Here is an 18,800-nt window from a genome sequence, read left to right as displayed (position 1 = left end):
ATACAACCGCCATCCCGGCCAGTCCGCCGTACCACGGCCTAAACCCAACGCACCCGCGCCTGCTTCACCCGTTCCGTCAATACGTCCAGGCGGTCGCCAACCTCGGCTCGCACCGCACCCTCCCTCGGTGCGTCCCGCAATGTCTCGAACAGCAGCGGCGACGGGTTCCGTGCCCGACTGTGCCCGCGCCATTCCACCGCGCGCAGCAACTCTTCGGCCTCCACGACCAGCCTGTCCGGCAGTTCCTGCCCCGTCAGGGTGCCCCAGACGCCAGCCCAGCAGCGGCCGACCGCCCACGGGTTGTACCCGCCACCGCCCAGCACGAGGTAGCGTGGCGCCAGCGGCATAAGCGCCGCGACCACCGCCCAATGCGCGTTGTTCGACAGGGTCAGGCGCGATAGCGGATCCTCTTCCAGAGCGTCGGCGCCGCATTGCAGGATCACTGCCTCCGGTGCAAAGCCGTCCACCGCCGGAAGGATCAGCTCTTCCCGGATCGCCCGCATCTCGCTGTCGTTCAGCCCACGCGGCACCGGCAGGTTGAAGACCTGCCCGGCCCCTGCATCTTCCAGCGCCCCTGTAAACGGCCAGCGCCGTTCCTCGTGAACCGAGATCATCAGAACGTCGGGATCGTCTGCGAAGCCCGCCTCGACCCCGTCCGCGTGATGCGCGTCGATGTCCACATAGGCCACCCGCCGCACCCCGTTCCGCCGAAGCGACAGGATCGCGAGCGCCGGGTCGTTCAGATAACAGAACCCGTTCGCCCGTCCCGGCATGCCGTGATGGGTGCCGCCGGCGGGGTTGTAGACCACACCGCCCCGCGCCAGCAGTTCCCCGGCGAGGATCGACGCCCCCGCCGCCGTCGCGGGGCGCCGGTACATTTCCGTGAACACCGGATTGGACGGCGTGCCCAGCCCGTAACCGGCACGTTCCTCCTCCGATACGCGCTGTTCCGCCTCGGCCCGTTGCAGTGCCGCGATATAGTCCGGCCGGTGCCAGGCCGTCAGTGCGGCAGGCTTTGCGCGCGGACTGGTCCGGAACCTCTCTCGCGGCAGCCAGCCGAGCGCGCGGACGAGATCCATCACGACCGATACACGCGGAACGCGAAGCGGATGCCAGCCGCCGTAACTGGACGTGCGGTAGATCTCCGACCCCAGGAAGACCGGCGCCGTCATGCGCCGACCGGCCCGATTCGGCGCCATCCTTCAGGCGTTGCGGCACAGCCTGTGCATAGGTCCCGCCACGCGCGTAAAGAACTGCGCAAGCTTTTCAGGCTAAGCCGTTTCAACGTAATAAGACCTCGACAAGCGGACTGTTTCCACAGGCGAAAGCGCGACTTCCACATTGATTATGGAACGGCCTTCGCTACACTTTTCAGATAGGGTAGCAAAACATAATACTGGGGAAGAGCACCAATCGGTAACAGGTCCGGCATAACAAAGGCGCGCCCGCTTCAGCTTGCGCCGGCAAAAAAGCGCGAGGTGCGGACACAGCTTGGCGCGCTTTGCTATCGCGTACGGGACGGCAAGGCCGAGGTGCTGCTGATCACCAGCCGGCGCACCGGGCGCTGGGTGATCCCCAAGGGCTGGCCGATGGGCGGCGAGACGCCGGGCGACGCGGCTTTGCAGGAAGCGTGGGAAGAGGCCGGCGTAATCGGCCGCCTGACCTCGAACGCGATCGGGGTCTATTCCTACGTGAAGCAGGGCGATCAGGATCAACTTCCCTGCATCGTCGCGGTGTTCCCGATCAAGGTGAAGCGGCTGGAGGAGAAATTCCCCGAATTCCGCGAACGGCGGCGCAAGTGGTTCACGCTGAAGAAGGCGGCAACGCGGGTGATGGAACCCGAGTTGCGGCACATCCTGACCACCTTCGATCACAAGCAGCTGGCTGATTGACCGGCTACGGCCACGGCATCGGGCGGTCTTGCATTCGCCTGCGCCGGGATTATGTTCAGCCAATTGATCGAGCAAAGTCAGGCAGATGATCCGTTACGCCCTGAAATGCAACGCAGATCATGCGTTCGAAAGCTGGTTTGCCAGCGCCGGTGCCTTCGACAGTCTGAAGGCGGCGGGGATGGTGGTGTGCCCGGAATGCGGGTCGACCGAGGTGGAGAAGACCCTGATGGCGCCGCGGGTGCGACCCGCGCGCAAGGCGGCCCCCGCTCCGGCGGCGGAAACCAAGGAAACCGCCCTGACCAAGCCGGCCAACGAGGTGGAGGAAAAGCTCGCCGAGCTGCGCAAGCATGTCGAGGCGAACTCGGATTACGTCGGTCTGTCCTTTGCCGCCGAGGCGCGCAAGATGCACGATGGCGAGATCCCGCACCGCTCGATCTATGGCGAGGCGAAGGCGGACGAGGCCAAGGCGCTGCTGGAAGACGGCGTGCCGGTGGCGCCGCTGCCGTTCATGCCCACGCGTAAGACGAACTGAGCGGCAGTTGCCCCTGCGCGTCAGGGGGTTAGTCTTCTTCGCATGAGCATTCTCATTACCGGCGCAAACCGGGGCATCGGCCGGGCCCTGTTTGACGGCTACCGCGCGGCGGGGCGCGATGTGATCGGGACCTCGCGGTCGGGTGCCGCGCCCGAGGGCGAATGGCTGCCGCTGGAAGTGACCGATCCGCAGGAGCACCGCGCGCTGGCGGCGCGGATGGCGGGGCGGCCGGTGGAACTGCTGGTCTGCAATGCCGGGGTGAAGCTGGACGACGGGCAGTCGCTGAACGCCGGCTACCCGGCGGCGATGTGGGCCGACAGCTTTGCGGTGAACGTCGCCGGGGTGTTCCTGACGGTGCAGGCGCTGTTGCCGAACCTGCGGGCGGCGGACAATCCGAAGATCGCGATTATCTCCAGCCAGCTGGGCAGCAGCGAACGCGCCTCCGGCGGCCTGCTGATCTACCGCGCCTCGAAGGCGGCATCTCTCAATCTTGGCCGGAACCTCGCGGCGGAGCTGAAGGAGGACGGTATCGCGGTGGGGATCTACCATCCCGGCTGGGTCGCCACCGACCTTGGCAGCAAGGGCGCGCCGCTGACGCCCGAGGCATCGGCCACCGGACTGATCGCCCGGTTCGACGAGCTCGACATGACCACCACGGGTTGCTTCCTGACCTGGGAAGGCAAGCCGCACCCCTATTGAGGGGGACTCAGACCTCCGGCACACCGCCCTGCATGACGGTCACGAACCAGTCGGCGTCGATATTGCCGCCGCTCAGGATGACCGCAACCTTCTTGCCCGCCATCCGATCCCGTTCCTGCATGAGCGCGGCCAGAGCCGCTGCCCCCGCCCCTTCGGCAAGGTTATGCGTGTCGCGGTAATAGACCCGGATCGCCTCTGCCACCTCCTCGTCGGTCACTGCCACGACCCGCTCTGCGCCTTCAGCATAGATGTCATAGGCTTCCTGCACCGGCACTCGCACCGCCATCCCGTCGGCAAAGGTACGGGCAGAGTTCGTCTCCACCAGCCGCTTCGCCTCTACCGACAGCTTCGCCGTCTGCGCCTCGGTCGACACCACGCCCACCACCTTGGTCTTCAGCTTCAGCGCGTCGCGCACCAGGATCGTGCCGCAGATGCCGGAGCCGCAGCCGATCGGCACATAGACCGTGTCGAGATCGGGCACCTTGCTCAGCAATTCGAACGCATAGGTGGCCACGCCCTTCACCAGTTCGGCATGGTACGGCGGCACAAAGGCAAGGCCTTCTTCCTCCGCCACGCGCAGCGCCTCGACCCGCGAGGTATCGTAATCCTCGCCAAACTCCACCAGCTCGGCGCCGAAGGCACGCATCGCCGCGTTCTTTTCCACCGAATTGCCGTGCGGCACATAGATCAGCGCCCGCAGTCCGACGGCGACCGCCGCGCGCGCCTGGCTCTGCCCGTGATTGCCGCGCGTCGCACTGCAGATCCCGTTCACTTCGGGCTGCGTCCGCTTCAGCCAGTCGACATAGGTGATGCCGCCCCGCACCTTGAAGGCGCCTGTGGGTGTATGATTCTCGTGTTTGACCCAGATCTCGCAGCCCAGCCGCGCCTTGAGCTGCGGCCATGGATACTGGGGTGTCGGGCGCATCTGGCTATAGACCAGATCGGTGGCTTCAAGCAGATCGTCGCGATAAAGCTTCATGTGTTCAACAATTCGCTTTGGTCCGGAAAAGTCCAGAATTAACGTACTGACTATAAAACTTTTTATACTATAGGTTGTGCGCGCGCAGCCATCAATTTCGGCGGTGATGTATACGCTTTCCGATGCCGCATTAACGCAGCGCCGTCGCATGGGCTTGCATCCACCATTGCATTCATGGCGCCACCAGCCAACAAAAAACTGTGGATAGGTTAAATCGGCCCCCCGCCGCCGCACCAGGGCCCAGCCGCCAAAACAGCTCTCCGCGGCATTCCCCTTGCCTGCCCACTCCGTCCTGATATGAAGCGCCCGACCAAGTGAAGGAACGGGCCTATATGCCGATCCTCGTGATGAAATTCGGCGGCACCTCGGTCGCCACGCTCGACCGCATCCGCCGCGCCGCCAAGCGTGTCGGCCGCGAAGTCGCGAACGGCTATGACGTGATCGTCATCGTCTCTGCCATGGCGGGCGAGACAAACAAGCTCGTCGGATACGTCGAGGAAACCTCGCCGCTCTTCGACGCCCGCGAATACGACGCTGTCGTAAGCTCGGGCGAAAATGTCACCGCCGGCCTGATGGCGCTGACACTGCAGGAAATGGACGTGCCGGCGCGCAGCTGGCAGGGCTGGCAGGTGCCGCTGAAGACGACCTCTGCCCATTCCTCGGCTCGCATCCTGGAAATCCCCACCGACAACATCCTCTCCAAGTTCGGCGAGGGGATGAAAGTTGCGGTGGTCGCGGGTTTCCAGGGGGTCAGCGCCGAGAACCGGATCGCCACGCTGGGCCGCGGCGGGTCGGACACGACCGCCGTTGCCTTTGCCGCCGCCTTCGGCGCGGAACGCTGCGACATCTACACCGATGTCGACGGGGTCTACACCACCGACCCCCGGATCAGCGACAAGGCCCGCAAACTCGACAAGATCGCCTTCGAAGAGATGCTGGAACTGGCCTCTCTCGGGGCCAAGGTATTGCAGACCCGCTCGGTCGAGCTGGCGATGCGCTACAAGGTCAGACTCAGGGTTCTCTCCAGCTTCGGCGACATGGGAGACAACGCAGGAACGCTCGTCTGTGACGAGGAGGATATCGTGGAAAGCAATGTGGTTGCCGGTGTCGCGCATAGCCGTGACGAAGCCAAGATGACGCTGATTTCGGTCGCGGACCGCCCCGGTATCGCCGCGGCGATCTTCGGCCCGCTGGCCGAGGCGGGTGTGAACGTGGACATGATTGTCCAGAACATCTCGGAAGAGGGCCGCACCGATATGACCTTCTCCTGCCCCACCAACCAAGTGGCGCGCGCTGAGGCCGCGATGAAGAAGGCCAAGGACGAAGGCATCATCAACTTCCACGATCTCGTCGCGGACACGGATGTCGCGAAGGTGTCAGTGGTGGGCATCGGAATGCGCTCTCACGCGGGCGTAGCAGCGCAAATGTTCAAGGCGCTGTCGGCCGAGGGGATCAACATCAAGGTCATCACGACCTCCGAGATCAAGATCTCCGTGCTGATCGACCGGAAGTACATGGAGCTTGCGGTGCAGGCGCTGCACGACACGTTCGAGCTGGACAAGGCCGGCGCCTGAGCCCCGTCTACTGGCGCGACCGCATCACCGCGCCGCCGTAAAGCAGCCCCAGAGCAGCCGTGGCCAGCAGGGCCAGAACGGCGACCCAGATTGCCGTGTTCCGCAACCGCCAGAGCGGTTCCAGGATGTCGGATTGCGGCAGGTAAGTCACCACGGTCCAGGGCGTGCGCTCAAGCTGCAGCCGCTGGACGGCGCCCAGCCAGACCTCTCCATCCGCCCGGAATCGTGACACGCGCACTTCGCCCGGGAACAGGCCCTCCAGCCCGGCATCCATCTCTGCGACCGCTTGGGTCAGGATCGGGTCGCCGCCGTCCGAGAGGGTGCTGAACCGTACCGTGCCATTGGCCTCGGTCGTGGCCACCAGCGCCGGATCGCTGTGGGCGATGATGTCGCCGGTTTCTGCGACGATGGCGGCCGATCCGTTCGGGCTGATCTGCAGGTCCTCGAGGAAACGAGACAACGCCTCGATCCCGATGTCGACGCCGATGGCACCCTGCGTTTCGCCGGTTAGGGGATCGTCGACGGGAACCGAAACAGTGATGCCGGGCTTCTTCGAGGTGAAGAAGATGTAGGGAGAGGTCCACGAGGCGCCGCCGGCCTCAAGCGCGTTGTTGTACCACGGCCGGATGCGCGGGTCGTAATCGTCCTCGGGTTCCTTCCGGTCCGAGATCAGGCGGAACCCCTCGTTGTACCAGGCCAGGTCGACGATGCGCCGGGGCCGGGTGATGATCTCCTTGACGCGGAAATCGGCGCCATCCTCGGCGCCGTCGCGGCTGACATAGAGGAAATCCCCGTTATCGACGCCATAATAGATGCCGGCGAACTGCTCCTGCACCCGCAGCGTCTCGAAGAAATAACGCGTCAGTTTCTCCCGGTCGGTGGGATCCAGGACTCCCGTCTCGGCGAGCCGGTAGCTGAGATCCGCCGCGTCATTGGCGGGGTCGAGGAAATCCTCGGTATAGGCGGTGGTGTCGCTGGCGATGCGTGCGGCCAGCCCCTCGGCATAGTCCAGCAGTTCGTCCTGCGAGGTGAAGTAGCTGATGCCCAGCACCACGACCAGCGCCAGCGCCTGCAGGGCGACGAGCCCGATTACCAGTGTCAGACGCCGAGACATGCGTTGCCGTGTCCCCTTCTGCCGATGCACCCGTTAACAGGATTAACAGGGCTTATGCGCGAAACAACTGCACAGCGCCGCGGCGGCGGAAGGCGTTGCAGATTCGCCAGAAACGAGAATCCGCGTTTCGCCCCGGCGAATCTCGGTCTAGAGTGGCCGCGCGGGAAGTGTGGACTGGACGGGATACAATTCAGGCGCATGGCCGACGGAACGGAATCTGAAAGCCGGAAGCTGCTTGGCCGGCTACGGGATACTCTTGCCGAGGAAGGGGCCGGGCAGGCCCGTCTCGACAAGATCACGCATCTCATCGCTGACAGCATGGGCACGCAGGTGTGCTCGATCTACCTGTTCCGCGACAGCGAGACGCTGGAGCTTTGCGCCACACAGGGACTGAAGCCGGAGGCGGTGCATCAGACGCGGATGCGCGTGGGCGAGGGCCTGGTGGGCCACGTGGCGCGGACGGGACAGCCGGTGAACACCGAAAACGCCCCCGCCACCAAGGGCTTCCGCTATATGCCGGAAACCGGGGAAGAGGTGTTCTCGGCCTTCCTGGGCCTGCCGATCCAGCGGCTGGGCGAAACGCTGGGCGTTTTGGTCGTGCAGTCGCGCGACAAGCGGAAGTACTCCGAAGACGAGATCTATGCGCTGGAAGTCGTCGCCATGGTGCTGGCCGAGATGGCCGAGCTTGGCGCTTTCGTCGGCGAAGGCGCGGCTCTGCGCGCGCTGCACCAGCAGGCGGTGCTCTACCACGGCACCACCGGACAGGAAGGCAGCGCCGAGGGGCATGTCTGGCTGCATGAGCCGCGCGTCGTGGTGACCAACCCGGTCGCCGATGATCCCGAACAGGAAAACGCCCGCTTTCACGTTGCCCTCGACGATCTGCGGCTGTCGGTCGACGACATGCTCGGCCGCCTGCACCCGTCCGACAAGGATCAGCGCGAGGTGCTGGAAGCCTACCGCATGTTCGCCAATTCCCGTGGCTGGATGCGACGGATCGAGGAAGACATCGCCCGCGGCCTGTCGGCAGAGGCGGCGGTGGAGAAGGAACAGAATACCGCCCGCGCCCGGATGGAGACGGTTCCCGATCCCTACCTGCGCGAACGCCTGCACGACCTTGACGACCTGTCGAACCGCCTGCTCCGCATCCTGTCCGGCCAGGGGTCGGAAACCGGGGCGGAAATGCCCGACGACCCGGTCCTGATCGCCACCAATATCGGCCCTGCCGAGCTTCTGGAATATGGCCGCAGGCTCAAGGCGATCGTGCTCGAGGAAGGCTCTGTCGGCAGCCACGCCGCGATCGTCGCCCGCGCCTGGGCGATCCCGCTGGTGATCCATGCCAAGAACATCACCGCCGAGGCGCTGAACGGCGACGTGATCATGGTCGACGGCGATCAGGGTGTCGTGCACCTGCGCCCAGAAGACACAGTCGTCAGCGCCTTCCGCGACAAGATGGCGATGAAGGCCGAGGCGCAGAAACGCTATGTCTCGCTGCGCGACAAGCCGGCAGAAACCCGCGACGGCCATACAATCCAGCTTTACATGAATGCCGGGCTCATGGCCGACCTGCCCTCACTTGAAGGGTCCGGTGCCGAGGGCGTCGGCCTGTTCCGCACCGAGCTGCAGTTCCTGATCCGCAACCGCATGCCGAAACGACAGGAACTCGCCGATATCTACGCCCGCGTGCTCGACGCCTCGAAAGGCCGGCGGGTGCAGTTCCGCACCCTCGACATAGGTTCGGACAAGGTGCTGCCCTACATGAAGCCGAACGACGAGCCGAACCCGGCGCTCGGCTGGCGGGCGATCCGGGTCGGGCTCGACAAGCCCGGCGTCATGCGAATGCAGCTGCAGGCGCTGATCCGCGCCGCCGCGGGCCGGCCATTGACGCTGATGTTCCCCATGGTCGCCCAGTTCGAGGAGTTCAAGGCCGGGCGCGACCACGTGTTCCGCGAACTGGAACGCGAAGAGGCGCTTGGCCACGCCCTGCCCGCCAAGGTCGAGATCGGCACGATGCTGGAAACGCCCAGCCTCGCCTACGCGCCGAAGCAGTTCTTCGACATGTGCGATTTCATCTCCATCGGCGGCAACGACCTGAAGCAGTTCTTCTTCGCCGCCGACCGCGAGAACGAACGCGTGCGCCGCCGCTACGACACGCTGAACGTCAGTTTCCTCGGCCTGATCGAGCGCATCGTCGAGCGCTGCGAAGACTCTGAAACGCCGGTCAGCTTCTGTGGCGAGGATGCAGGACGTCCAGTCGAGGCTCTGTGCTTTGCCGCGATGGGCCTGCGGTCGCTGTCGATGCGCCCCGCCTCCATCGGCCCGGTGAAAAGCCTGCTGCGCCGCGTCGACCTGAGCGAGGTTCGCGCGGTGATCGACAAGGCCTGGGACGAGGGCGAGCAATCGGTGCGGCAGCCGATCATGGAATGGCTGGCCTCGGTACCGCGCTGACCGGAACGAGAAAGGGCCGCCCCGAAGGACGGCCCCGACTTTTCACCGAAAGGCGCGCTTAGTTGAACACGGCCTCGAGGTCCTGCGAGCTGTTGCTGTTCTCGTTCTGGAGAATAGCATAGGCCGTCGCCAGTTCCTCGTCATCCAGTTCCCAGGCCATGCCCTCGAACTTGGTGCCGGTCAGGCCCTTGGTCACGGCGTCGTAGATCTGGTCGCGCGGCTGCTCGACCTGCTCCACGACGATGAATTCGGGGCGCGTCTCGTATTCGACATTCCCGTCGTTCAGGACAGCCCCGACACGCTGGTCGACATCGGCGTCTTCTTCGCTGGTGTAGATGCTGTAGAGCGCCGCGATCTGCTCGTCGGTCAGGCTGTCGACATCGACGTCATAGCTCGAGGTCGCCAGGTAGTTGCCGACGGAGTTGCGGATCGGCGTCTCTTCGGTGTCGCTCGCCTGTGCCAGCACGGCGCCGGCCGAGGTCGACAGAACGAGGGCGGAAGTAAGAAGAAGGCGTTTCATATCGTACGCTCCCTTTGGTTTGATCATGCGACGGCACGTCTGCACCGTCATCTGACCTACCAACGTGCCGATGCCCGAATTGTTCGAAACGCGACATAAAACCATCGTGATAACAATGGACTGGACCGTGAGGTTCGGCAGTCTAGAGGGTTGCGCCGCCGGTCCAGCGCGTCACCTGGCCGGTCACGCCCACCCAGGCGTCGCCCTCGACCAGCGACAGACCCAGCACCCGTTCCGGGTTGGTCGGCGGCGGCATTTCCACGCCTTCGAGCTTCTCGAACCCGAAGCGCCCGTAATAGGGCCTGTCGCCGACCAGCATCACCCGTTCCCAGCCTTCGGCCCGCGCCGTCTGCAGGCTTTCGGTTATCACCAGTGCCGCCAGCCCCTCGCCCTGGTGGATCGGGTGGGTGGCCACGGGCCCGAGCAGCAGCGCCGGCGTTCCGCCCACGCGCACCGGCCAGTAGCGGATCGCGGCGGCGACGGCATTCTCGGGATCGCGGGCCACGAGGCACAGTTCGGCCACCGGGGGCACGTCGTCACGCAGCCGGTAAGAGGACAGAGCCTCGCGTCCCGGTGCGAAACAGAGGTCGTAGAGCGCCTCTACCTCCCACCAGTCGCCGGGAATTTCCTGGGCCAACCGGTACAAGGGCGCCTCTCTCGGGTTTCGACTGGAAACGCCCGTAGCACGCGGTTAGGGGAGGAGCAACGCAACAGGATTTCGCCCATGTTCTACGAACCGAAAGACGGCCACGGGCTGCCGCACAACCCGTTCAACGCCGTCGTCACCCCGCGCCCGATCGGCTGGATCTCCAGCCGCGATGCCGACGGGCGCGACAACCTCGCCCCCTACTCCTTCTTCAACGCGGTGGCCTACGTGCCGCCGCAGGTGATGTTCGCCTCGACCTCCGGCAAGGCGGATCGCGGCGATACCAAGGACAGCGTCGGCAATATCCGCGAGACCGGCGTGTTCTGCGTGAACATCGTGGAATACGCGATGCGGGACGCGATGAACGTCACCTCCGCCTCGCTGCCGCGCGAGGTGGACGAGTTCGAGCGGGCGGGTCTGGAGAAGGCGGAATGCGAGACGGTGGCCTGTGCGCGGGTGGTGGGCGCGCCGGCCAGCCTGGAATGCCGGATGACGCAGATCGTGCAGCTGGAAGGCGAGACCAACTGGATGGTTCTGGGCGAGGTCACCGGCGTTCACCTGCGCGACGACTGCATGGTGGACGGCCGGTTCGACATCACCCGCTACCAGCCGCTGACCCGGCTGGGATACCGCGACTACGCGCGGATCGCGGATCTGTTCAGCCTGAAGCGTCCCGACGACTGAGGGGTGTCGGATCGCTTTTGCGATCCGACCGGCTGGGGGCTCCGCCCCCAGACCCCCGGGATATTTTCGACCAGAAGAAGGGGCCGGCCTAGCGCACGGGATTCGTGGGCTCAGTGCCCGGCGCCGAGCCGCCCGGTACGCACGCCGTAATCCACCGCGACCTCGTAATCGGGGTCGTCGTCGCTGTCGACCATCAGCTGGCCGGCGCGGCTGAGCAGCGCGTGGCAGTCGCGGCTGAGGTGGCGCAGCTCCAGCTTCTTGCCCGCCGCCTCGTACTTCGCCGCCAGCGCCTCGATCGCGCTCAGCGCCGACTGGTCGGCCACGCGGCTGTTGTCGAAATCGACGATCACCCGGCGCGGGTCCATCGCCACGTTGAACATCTCGGAAAACCCGGCGGCGGAGCCGAAGAACAGCGGCCCCTGCACCTGGTAGACCTTGGCGCCCTCGGGCGTGGTGTAGGTCTTGGCGTGGATCCGGGTGGCGTTCTTCCAGCTGTATGCCAGCGCCGAGACGATGACGCCGACCACCACCGCCGTGGCGAGGTCGTAGGCCACGGTCACGCCGGTCACCAGCACGATGACGAAGGCATCGGTGAAGGGGACCTTCCACAGGATCTTCAGCGAGTTCCAGGCGAAGGTGCCGATCACCACCATGAACATCACGCCGACAAGCGCGGCGAGCGGGATCTGCTCGATCAGCGGCGCGGCGAACAGGATGAAGCACAGCAGGAACAGCGCAGCGGACACGCCCGACAGCCGGGTGCGGCCGCCGGATTTCACGTTGATCATCGACTGCCCGATCATCGCGCAGCCGCCCATGCCGCCGAAGAAGCCGGTGACCACGTTCGCCGCGCCCTGCGCCACGCATTCGCGGCTGGCACCGCCGCGCTGGCCGGTGATCTCGCCGACGAGGTTCAGCGTCAGCAGGCTCTCGATCAACCCGATGGCGGCGAGGATCACCGCATAGGGCACGATGATCTCCAGCGTCTCCCAGTTCAGCGGCACGGCGGGAATGTGGAACGGCGGCAGCCCGCCCTCGATAGAGGCCATGTCGCCCACGCGCGGCACGTCGAGACCGAAGACGATCACGATCAGGGCGGTGATGGCGATCCCGGCCAGCGGCGCCGGGATGATGTTGGTGAAGCGCGGCAACAGCCAGATGATCGCCATGGTCAGCGCCACCAGCGCCAACATCAGGTAAAGCGGCAGGCCGCTCAGCCATTCGCCGCCCGAGGCGCCGTGGCCCGAAACCTCTGCCGTGCCCGGCACCTGGAACTGCGTGAGCTGCGCCAGGAAGATCACGATGGCCAGCCCGTTGACGAAGCCCAGCATGACCGGCTGCGGCACCAGCCGGATGAACTTGCCCCAGCGCAGGATACCCGCGGTCACCTGCAGGATGCCCATCAGCACCACCGTGGCGAACAGGTATTCCACCCCGTGCTCGGCCACCAGCGACACCATCACCACCGCCAGCGCGCCTGTCGCGCCCGAGATCATGCCGGGCCGGCCGCCGAACAGCGCCGTGATCAGCCCGATCAGGAAGGCCGCGTAAAGCCCCACCAGCGGATGCACACCGGCGACGAAGGCGAAGGCAACCGCCTCTGGCACCAGCGCCAGCGCCACGGTCAGCCCCGACAGTAGCTCTGTCTTCAGGCGCGACGGGTCGGACAGGTCGGCGATCCGCCCCGAGGGGCGCGCGGTGAGGCCGAGCATGGCTTGCAGAGCTTTGCTCATCGGGTCTCCTGCAATAGGGGAAGGCCGGGAGGGCGCCCGGCGATTTCTGCGCCGCAGCAATAGCGGTAACGGCTCTATGGGAACACCGGAACCCGGCGCATAGCCGCTATGCGTCAGGCGGGATGCCTTTGCAAACCGCGGCCGAGCCGCTAACGCTTTCCCCTGAGCGACAGGGTAACAGGGGAGGCCGGAATGGCCCAGACGAAAATCGGTGTGCTTGGCGGGTCCGGCGTCTACGAGATCGAGGGACTGGAAGACGCCCAGTGGCAGACGGTGGAAAGCCCCTGGGGCGCGCCGTCGGACCAGATCCTGACCGGCACGCTGGGCGGCGTCGGCATGGCCTTTCTTCCGCGTCACGGACGCGGCCACGTGCATTCGCCGAGTTCCGTCCCCTACCGCGCCAATATCGACGCGCTGAAACGGCTGGGCGTGACCGACGTGATCTCTGTCTCTGCCTGCGGCTCGTTCCGGGAAGAGATGGCGCCGGGCGATTTCGTCGTCGTCGACCAGTTCATCGACCGCACCTTCGCGCGCGAGAAATCGTTTTTCGGTGCCGGCTGCGTCGCCCATGTCTCGGTCGCGCATCCGACCTGCCCGCGCCTGTCCGCCGCCTGTGTCGAGGCGGCGCAGGCCGAGGGGATTACCGTGCATGACGGCGGCACTTATCTCGCGATGGAAGGGCCGCAATTTTCCTCGATGGCGGAATCGAAGATGTATCGCGAAAGCTGGGGCTGCGATGTGATCGGCATGACCAACATGCCCGAGGCGAAACTCGCCCGCGAGGCGGAGCTTTGTTACGCCTCCGTGGCCATGATCACCGATTACGACAGCTGGCACCCGCATCACGGCGCGGTCGACATCACCGACATTATCGCCACGCTGACCGGCAATGCCGACAAGGCGCGGGCGCTGGTGAAACGTCTGCCGGGGCTGCTGGGGGCAGAGCGCGAGCCCTGCCCGCATGGCTGCGACCGGGCGCTGGACTTCGCGCTACTGACGGCGCCGGAAAAGCGCGACCCGGAATTGCTGTCGAAACTGGACGCGGTGGCCAGTCGGGTTCTCTGACCCGCCGCTCCGGCCTTTAGCGTTGTCGATCCGATGTGAACCGCGCAACGCTGCCTGAAATCAGAGATTTCAACGCATTGCGCGATGCGATCTGTATCGGGTCGAGATCGAAACGCCCTAGTCGCCGTTCTCTGCCAGATACTCCCGGATGAACCGCCGGATCTCCCGCGCGGCGCTGGTATCCTGATCCTTGCACAGCTTCACGAAAGCGTCCCGGTCTTCCTTGTCCAGGCGCAGGATAAGCTGGCTGTCCTTCTTGTTTGACTTCTTGTCGGACTTCTTCGCCACCGTGATCCTCTTGGCCGCTTGACTTTCGCATAGCGTATGTATATACAAACACCATACACCACAAGCCGAGAATTAAGGCAAGGTATTAAGAAAGGGAAGAGAAATGAACCTGGCACAGGCACGAGCAGTGCTCGTAAGTGACCGGCTGGACTGGAAACAGCCCCGCGTAAGCTGGCTGAGCGCCAGCTTTTACCGGATCGTCCGGAAACGTTGAGATGACCAAGCGGGGCCCTTGAACCGGGCCCCGGCTTCGGCGACAAATTGCGCAAAGCCCCGCGCGAAAGAGGTCGCCACCCGATGATCAGCAACAAATCGGTCAAGGATTACATCCGCACCATCGTGGATTTTCCCCATGAGGGGATCATGTTCCGCGATGTGACGACGCTGTTCGCCGACCCGCGCGGGTTTCGGATGGCGGTGGACCAGATGCTGCATCCCTATGCCGGCCAGCGTATCGACAAGGTCGTTGGGCTTGAGGCACGCGGTTTCATCCTTGGCGGCGCCATCGCGCACCAGCTTGGCACCGGCTTCGTGCCGATCCGCAAGAAGGGCAAGCTGCCCGGCACCACGATCAGCCAGGATTACACGCTGGAATACGGCGAGGCGATCGTCGAGATCCATGACGACGCGGTGACGGCGGGCGAGAGCATTCTGCTGGTCGACGACCTGCTGGCGACCGGCGGCACGGCCGAGGCCGGGATCAAGCTGCTGGAACGGCTTGGCGCCGATATCGTTGGCTGCGCCTTCATCATCGACCTGCCCGACCTTGGCGGCCGGAAGAAGCTGGAAGAGATGGGGATGGAAGTGCACGTGCTCTGCGAGTTCGAGGGCGACTGAGCGGGTTTGCCCTGTTGCGCTTCGGGCGGCGGGTGCTGCCCTGTTCAGATTGGTTTTGGACGTGCCCGGATGCACGGGCCGGCGCTGGCGTATGGTCGCTTGGACTAGGGCTGTTAGCTGCCGCGCCGGACAAAGGTTAAAATCGCAGTCACACTTTTATCGTATGAAGTCAACGAGTTAAAAGGCGTCCCCATGGGGACGCCCCTATTCCTCCCTCAGGACGGCCCCCGGGTTCATGATTCCCACCGGGTCGAGCGCCCGTTTGATCGCCCGCATCGCCGCCAGTTTCGCCGGGTCGCCGTAGCGCTCCAGATCCGCCGCCTTCAGCCGCCCGATCCCATGCTCGGCACTGATCGACCCGTCCATTTCGTGGACGAGGTCATGCACCGCCCTCTGCACCGGCGCCTTCTCGGATATCCGGTCGTCCCGGTTCACGCCCTTCGGCGGGAAGCAGTTGTAGTGCAGGTTGCCGTCGCCCAGATGCCCGAAGCAGTTGATCCGGTACTCGCCGACCTCCGCCAGAACGCCGGGCCCCCGCTCGATGAATTCCGGGATGCGGCCCAGCGGAATCGAGATGTCATGCGACGAAATCGCGCCGATGGTGCGGTTCGCCTCGGGTATCGCCTCGCGCATGCGCCAGAACTCGGCGCGCTGGCCTTCGGACTGGGCGATCAGCCCGTCTGTGACGTAACCCTTCTCGAAGGCCTGCGTGAAGATCGTCTCCAGCAGCTCCGCCGGGTCCTGCCCGGCGAAGAGACCAAGCTCGATCAGGACCATCCAGTCGGGCGGCTCGGCGAAGGGCTGGCGCACCTCGGGCATCACCTCGGTCAGGAATTCCGGCCCGGTCTTCGAGATCAGTTCGAAGCCCGAGATGCTGTCGCCCGCGATGTCGCGTGCCAGTGCCAGCAGGCCAAGCGCCGCCTCCGGGTCCGGCACCGCCAGCACCGCCGTCCCGTCCGCCGTGGGCCGCGGGAACAGGCGCAGCGCGGCGGCGGTGATCACGCCCAAGGTACCCTCAGCGCCGACCAGCAGGTCCTTCAGGTCGTAACCGGTATTGTCCTTCCGCAGCCGCTTCAGCCCATGCCAGATGCTGCCGTCCGGCAGCACCGCCTCCAGACCCAGGCACAGCTCCCGGGCATTGCCGTAGCGCAGCACGTTCAGCCCGCCGGCATTGGTTCCCAGTAGCCCGCCGATCCGCGCCGAGCCTTCCGAGCCGAGCGACAGCGGGAACAGCCGCCCCGCCTCTTCCGCCGCCGACTGGATATCGGCGAGGATCGCCCCGCCTTCGGCGACCAGAACATTTTCCTGCGGATAAACGCCGCGGATCTTCGCCATCCGCTCCAGCGACAGGATCAGCGGCGCGGGGCCGTCGAGCATGATCTGCCCGGTCACCAGACCGGTACCACCGCCGAAGGGGATGACGCCGACCTGCGCCTTCCCGGCTTCGCGGATCACCGTGGCGACCTCCTCTGTCGAGCCGGGCGCCACGATCAGCCCGGCGATCCCGTGCGGGCCGCCCCTCGGGTTCTCGGTATAGCGGGCGGTGTCGTCCTTGAAGGCCGCGGCGGGCAGCAGCACGCGCAGGCTCTCGGCGAAGGCATCGGTGACGGGATTCAGCATGGAATTTGTGAAGCATGCCGGACAGATGCACGCAAGCCTCCGCATGGTCGGAGGATTGCAAATAATCCGGTCCGGGATTTACCGGCCGTTCGGGTGCCTCGCCTGGGTCATTCTTCAAAGACCGGCAGGAAGCGCGGCTGAAGTACCATCACCGTCGGCCGCGACGGCAGGTCGCGGAGTGAGACGATATAGTCCGACTGCCCTTCGTCGCGGATATCGAAGGCCTCGGACATGTTCGACAGGAACCGGTCCAGCGTGCCGCGGCCGAACCAGTGCATCGGGATCACCACCGAGCTTTTCAGCCGCTCGACCACACGCGCCGCCACTTCCACCGGGATCGTCATGCCTCCATCCACCGCGATCATCAGCACGTCGAGCCGACCGAGCGCCGCGTACTGTTCTTCGGACGGCTCGTGATGCAGGTGGCCCATGTGGCCGATGCACAGCCCTTCCACCTCGAAGACGAAGATGGAATTGCCGTCATCCTCGCGCCCGCCGAAACCCGATCGGATATCGGTGGACACGTTGCGGATCAGCACGTCGTCCAGCACGACGTGATGGTCAACCGGTCCCGACCCTTCATCGTTCCATCCCTTCAATACATGCGGGATCCGCTCGTCGGGCTGCGACGTCCAGTGGGACGAGTGCGCGTGGTTCATCGTCACCACGTCCGGCACGAAATCCTGACTACCGATGTAGCCGTTGTAATCGGTGATGGCGCTGAACCCTGCCGGCGACTGGATCAGGAACATGGAATGGTCGATATAGGTGATCCGGACAGAGAAGTCCGGCACCGGGTCGGAATAGGCGGCCTTGTGCAGATATTGCAGCCCCGGCGCCGCGTCGGCGATGGCGATGCAATGCGACATCCGCCGCTCCTGCGCGGTGGCGGCGGCCGTGGTGGCGACGAGGGCGGCGAGGGCGAGACGAAGCATGCGGGGAACCTCCGAAGTTGCCCCGACGATAGCGCGTGCCATTGCCCCGCCAAAGCGCCGCCGCGACCGGCGCCGATCACACCCACGTTAGCTGCCGCATATCCGGGCAGTTCCGCGCACAGGACTTGTGCGGCGCGCGGGCTTCCCGCCGCGCCCGCGACGCCCTAGCTTCTGGCCGAGAAACAAGGAGACGGGCCATGGAAATCGGGCTTTACACCTTTGGGGATGTCGGAACAGACCCGGCCACCGGTCGCAGGATCGACGCGCCGGAGCGGCTGACCAACCTGATCGAGGAAATCGAACTGGCCGACCAGGTCGGGCTCGACGTGTTCGGCCTGGGCGAACACCACCGCCCGAACTACGCCATTTCCGCCCCCGCCGTGGCGCTTGCCGCCGCAGCGCGTACCACGAAACACATCCGCCTCAGTTCTGCCGTCTCGGTTCTCAGCTCCGACGACCCGATCCGCGTGTTCCAGCAGTTCGCGACGCTCGACGGTCTCTCTGGCGGCCGCGCGGAACTGATGGTGGGCCGCGGGTCGTTCATCGAGAGCTTCCCGCTCTTCGGCTACGACCTCGACGACTATAACGAGCTTTTCGAGGAAAAGCTGGCTATGCTGCTTGCGATCAACGAGGGCGAGAAACTCAACTGGCCCGGCACGAAATTCACCCCGGCGGTGAACGGGCTGGGCGTCTATCCGCGCCCGGTGAACGGGAAGCTGCCGGTCTGGATCGCCGTGGGCGGCACGCCGCAAAGTGCGGTGCGCGCCGGTGTGCTCGGCCTGCCTCTGGCGCTCGCCATCATCGGCGGTGCGCCACGCCGGTTCAAGCCGCTGGCCGATCTCTACCGGCAGGCGGCGGAACAGGCGGGCCATGCCGATACCGCGCGCGTCTCGCTGAACGTGCACGGCTTCGTCGGTGAGGACAGCCAGCGCGCGGCCGACGTCTTCTTCCCGGCGCAGAAGCAGGTGATGGACCAGATCGGCCGCGAACGCGGCTGGCCGCCACAGTCCCGCGCGCAATACGACGCCTCCATCGGGCCGGAAGGCGCGATGTTCGTGGGCTCGCCCGCGCAGCTCACCGACAAGATCCTGGGACTGAAGAATGACCTGGGTTTCGACCGGGTCTGCATCCAGATGGCGATCGGGATCATCGACCATGCGGAGATGATGAAGGCAATCGAGGTGCTGGGAACGCAGGTGGCCCCTGCGCTGCGCCAGGCGGGTTAGAACAGGTTGGG

18 protein-coding genes are annotated in these 18,800 nt (G+C 65.3%); 9 read left to right on the top strand and 9 right to left on the bottom strand.

Features of this window, described 5'->3' with window-relative positions:
- Positions 1–38: 38 nt before the first annotated feature.
- Positions 39–1,172: an acetoin utilization protein AcuC gene (locus tag HCO70_RS12320; protein WP_172296534.1), complete on the bottom strand. Its 1,134-nt coding sequence runs from the start codon at positions 1,170–1,172 to the stop codon at positions 39–41.
- 306 nt (positions 1,173–1,478) lie between these two features.
- On the opposite strand from HCO70_RS12320, the gene HCO70_RS12315 reads away from it, so the two are divergent.
- From HCO70_RS12315 to HCO70_RS12305, 3 genes are all read left to right on the top strand, one after another.
- A complete protein-coding gene (locus HCO70_RS12315) occupies positions 1,479–1,892 on the top strand; it encodes an NUDIX hydrolase (RefSeq protein WP_371742206.1) in 414 nt (137 codons plus the stop codon).
- A gap of 85 nt (positions 1,893–1,977) precedes the next feature.
- Positions 1,978–2,424, top strand: a complete 447-nt coding sequence (locus HCO70_RS12310) for a DUF1178 family protein (RefSeq protein WP_172296532.1) — start codon at positions 1,978–1,980, stop codon at positions 2,422–2,424.
- A 42-nt stretch (positions 2,425–2,466) separates the two neighbouring features.
- Positions 2,467–3,123, top strand: a complete 657-nt coding sequence (locus HCO70_RS12305; RefSeq protein ID WP_172296530.1) for an SDR family NAD(P)-dependent oxidoreductase — start codon at positions 2,467–2,469, stop codon at positions 3,121–3,123.
- 7 nt (positions 3,124–3,130) lie between these two features.
- Here HCO70_RS12305 and HCO70_RS12300 read toward each other — a convergent pair whose 3' ends face one another.
- Complete coding sequence (locus HCO70_RS12300) at positions 3,131–4,102, bottom strand: threonine dehydratase (RefSeq protein WP_172296528.1); 972 nt, start codon at positions 4,100–4,102, stop codon at positions 3,131–3,133.
- A gap of 332 nt (positions 4,103–4,434) precedes the next feature.
- Here HCO70_RS12300 and HCO70_RS12295 point away from each other — a divergent pair, with 332 nt between their 5' ends.
- Positions 4,435–5,676 carry an aspartate kinase gene (locus HCO70_RS12295; protein ID WP_172296526.1) on the top strand — a complete coding sequence of 414 codons (1,242 nt, stop codon included), beginning with the start codon at positions 4,435–4,437 and terminating at the stop codon, positions 5,674–5,676.
- A gap of 7 nt (positions 5,677–5,683) precedes the next feature.
- Here the strand turns inward: HCO70_RS12295 and HCO70_RS12290 are convergent, their stop codons facing one another.
- Positions 5,684–6,790: a cache domain-containing protein gene (locus HCO70_RS12290; protein ID WP_172296524.1), complete on the bottom strand. Its 1,107-nt coding sequence runs from the start codon at positions 6,788–6,790 to the stop codon at positions 5,684–5,686.
- 198 nt (positions 6,791–6,988) lie between these two features.
- On the opposite strand from HCO70_RS12290, the gene ptsP reads away from it, so the two are divergent.
- A complete protein-coding gene (gene ptsP, locus HCO70_RS12285; protein WP_172296522.1) occupies positions 6,989–9,235 on the top strand; it encodes a phosphoenolpyruvate--protein phosphotransferase in 2,247 nt (748 codons plus the stop codon).
- Between the two features lie 58 nt (positions 9,236–9,293).
- Here ptsP and HCO70_RS12280 read toward each other — a convergent pair whose 3' ends face one another.
- Positions 9,294–9,755, bottom strand: coding sequence for a hypothetical protein (locus HCO70_RS12280; RefSeq protein ID WP_172296520.1), 462 nt, complete (start codon positions 9,753–9,755; stop codon positions 9,294–9,296).
- A 142-nt stretch (positions 9,756–9,897) separates the two neighbouring features.
- Positions 9,898–10,401: a GNAT family N-acetyltransferase gene (locus HCO70_RS12275; RefSeq protein WP_172296518.1), complete on the bottom strand. Its 504-nt coding sequence runs from the start codon at positions 10,399–10,401 to the stop codon at positions 9,898–9,900.
- Positions 10,402–10,479: 78 nt separating this feature from the next.
- On the opposite strand from HCO70_RS12275, the gene HCO70_RS12270 reads away from it, so the two are divergent.
- On the top strand, positions 10,480–11,085 hold the full coding sequence (locus HCO70_RS12270; RefSeq protein WP_172296516.1) for a flavin reductase family protein: 606 nt from the start codon (positions 10,480–10,482) through the stop codon (positions 11,083–11,085).
- A 110-nt stretch (positions 11,086–11,195) separates the two neighbouring features.
- Here HCO70_RS12270 and HCO70_RS12265 read toward each other — a convergent pair whose 3' ends face one another.
- Positions 11,196–12,797: a SulP family inorganic anion transporter gene (locus tag HCO70_RS12265; RefSeq protein WP_253913291.1), complete on the bottom strand. Its 1,602-nt coding sequence runs from the start codon at positions 12,795–12,797 to the stop codon at positions 11,196–11,198.
- Positions 12,798–13,010: 213 nt separating this feature from the next.
- Between HCO70_RS12265 and HCO70_RS12260 the strand changes: the two genes are divergently transcribed.
- Complete coding sequence (locus HCO70_RS12260; RefSeq protein WP_172296512.1) at positions 13,011–13,883, top strand: S-methyl-5'-thioadenosine phosphorylase; 873 nt, start codon at positions 13,011–13,013, stop codon at positions 13,881–13,883.
- 117 nt (positions 13,884–14,000) lie between these two features.
- Here the strand turns inward: HCO70_RS12260 and HCO70_RS12255 are convergent, their stop codons facing one another.
- Complete coding sequence (locus HCO70_RS12255; protein WP_172296510.1) at positions 14,001–14,171, bottom strand: hypothetical protein; 171 nt, start codon at positions 14,169–14,171, stop codon at positions 14,001–14,003.
- Positions 14,172–14,468: 297 nt separating this feature from the next.
- Here HCO70_RS12255 and HCO70_RS12250 point away from each other — a divergent pair, with 297 nt between their 5' ends.
- Positions 14,469–15,008: an adenine phosphoribosyltransferase gene (locus HCO70_RS12250; protein ID WP_172296508.1), complete on the top strand. Its 540-nt coding sequence runs from the start codon at positions 14,469–14,471 to the stop codon at positions 15,006–15,008.
- A gap of 204 nt (positions 15,009–15,212) precedes the next feature.
- Here HCO70_RS12250 and HCO70_RS12245 read toward each other — a convergent pair whose 3' ends face one another.
- Positions 15,213–16,628 carry an FAD-binding oxidoreductase gene (locus HCO70_RS12245; RefSeq protein WP_172296506.1) on the bottom strand — a complete coding sequence of 472 codons (1,416 nt, stop codon included), beginning with the start codon at positions 16,626–16,628 and terminating at the stop codon, positions 15,213–15,215.
- Positions 16,629–16,735: 107 nt separating this feature from the next.
- On the bottom strand, positions 16,736–17,563 hold the full coding sequence (locus HCO70_RS12240; RefSeq protein WP_172296504.1) for an MBL fold metallo-hydrolase: 828 nt from the start codon (positions 17,561–17,563) through the stop codon (positions 16,736–16,738).
- 197 nt (positions 17,564–17,760) lie between these two features.
- Between HCO70_RS12240 and HCO70_RS12235 the strand changes: the two genes are divergently transcribed.
- Positions 17,761–18,789, top strand: coding sequence for an Atu2307/SP_0267 family LLM class monooxygenase (locus tag HCO70_RS12235; RefSeq protein ID WP_172296502.1), 1,029 nt, complete (start codon positions 17,761–17,763; stop codon positions 18,787–18,789).
- The last annotated feature ends 11 nt before the right edge of the window (positions 18,790–18,800 follow it).

It is taken from the genome of Pseudoruegeria sp. HB172150 (assembly GCF_013184805.1).
In the GTDB taxonomy this organism is placed as follows: domain Bacteria; phylum Pseudomonadota; class Alphaproteobacteria; order Rhodobacterales; family Rhodobacteraceae; genus Psychromarinibacter.
The sequence above is the reverse complement of the archived record's forward strand: the minus strand, read 5'-3'. Positions and strand labels throughout refer to the sequence as shown.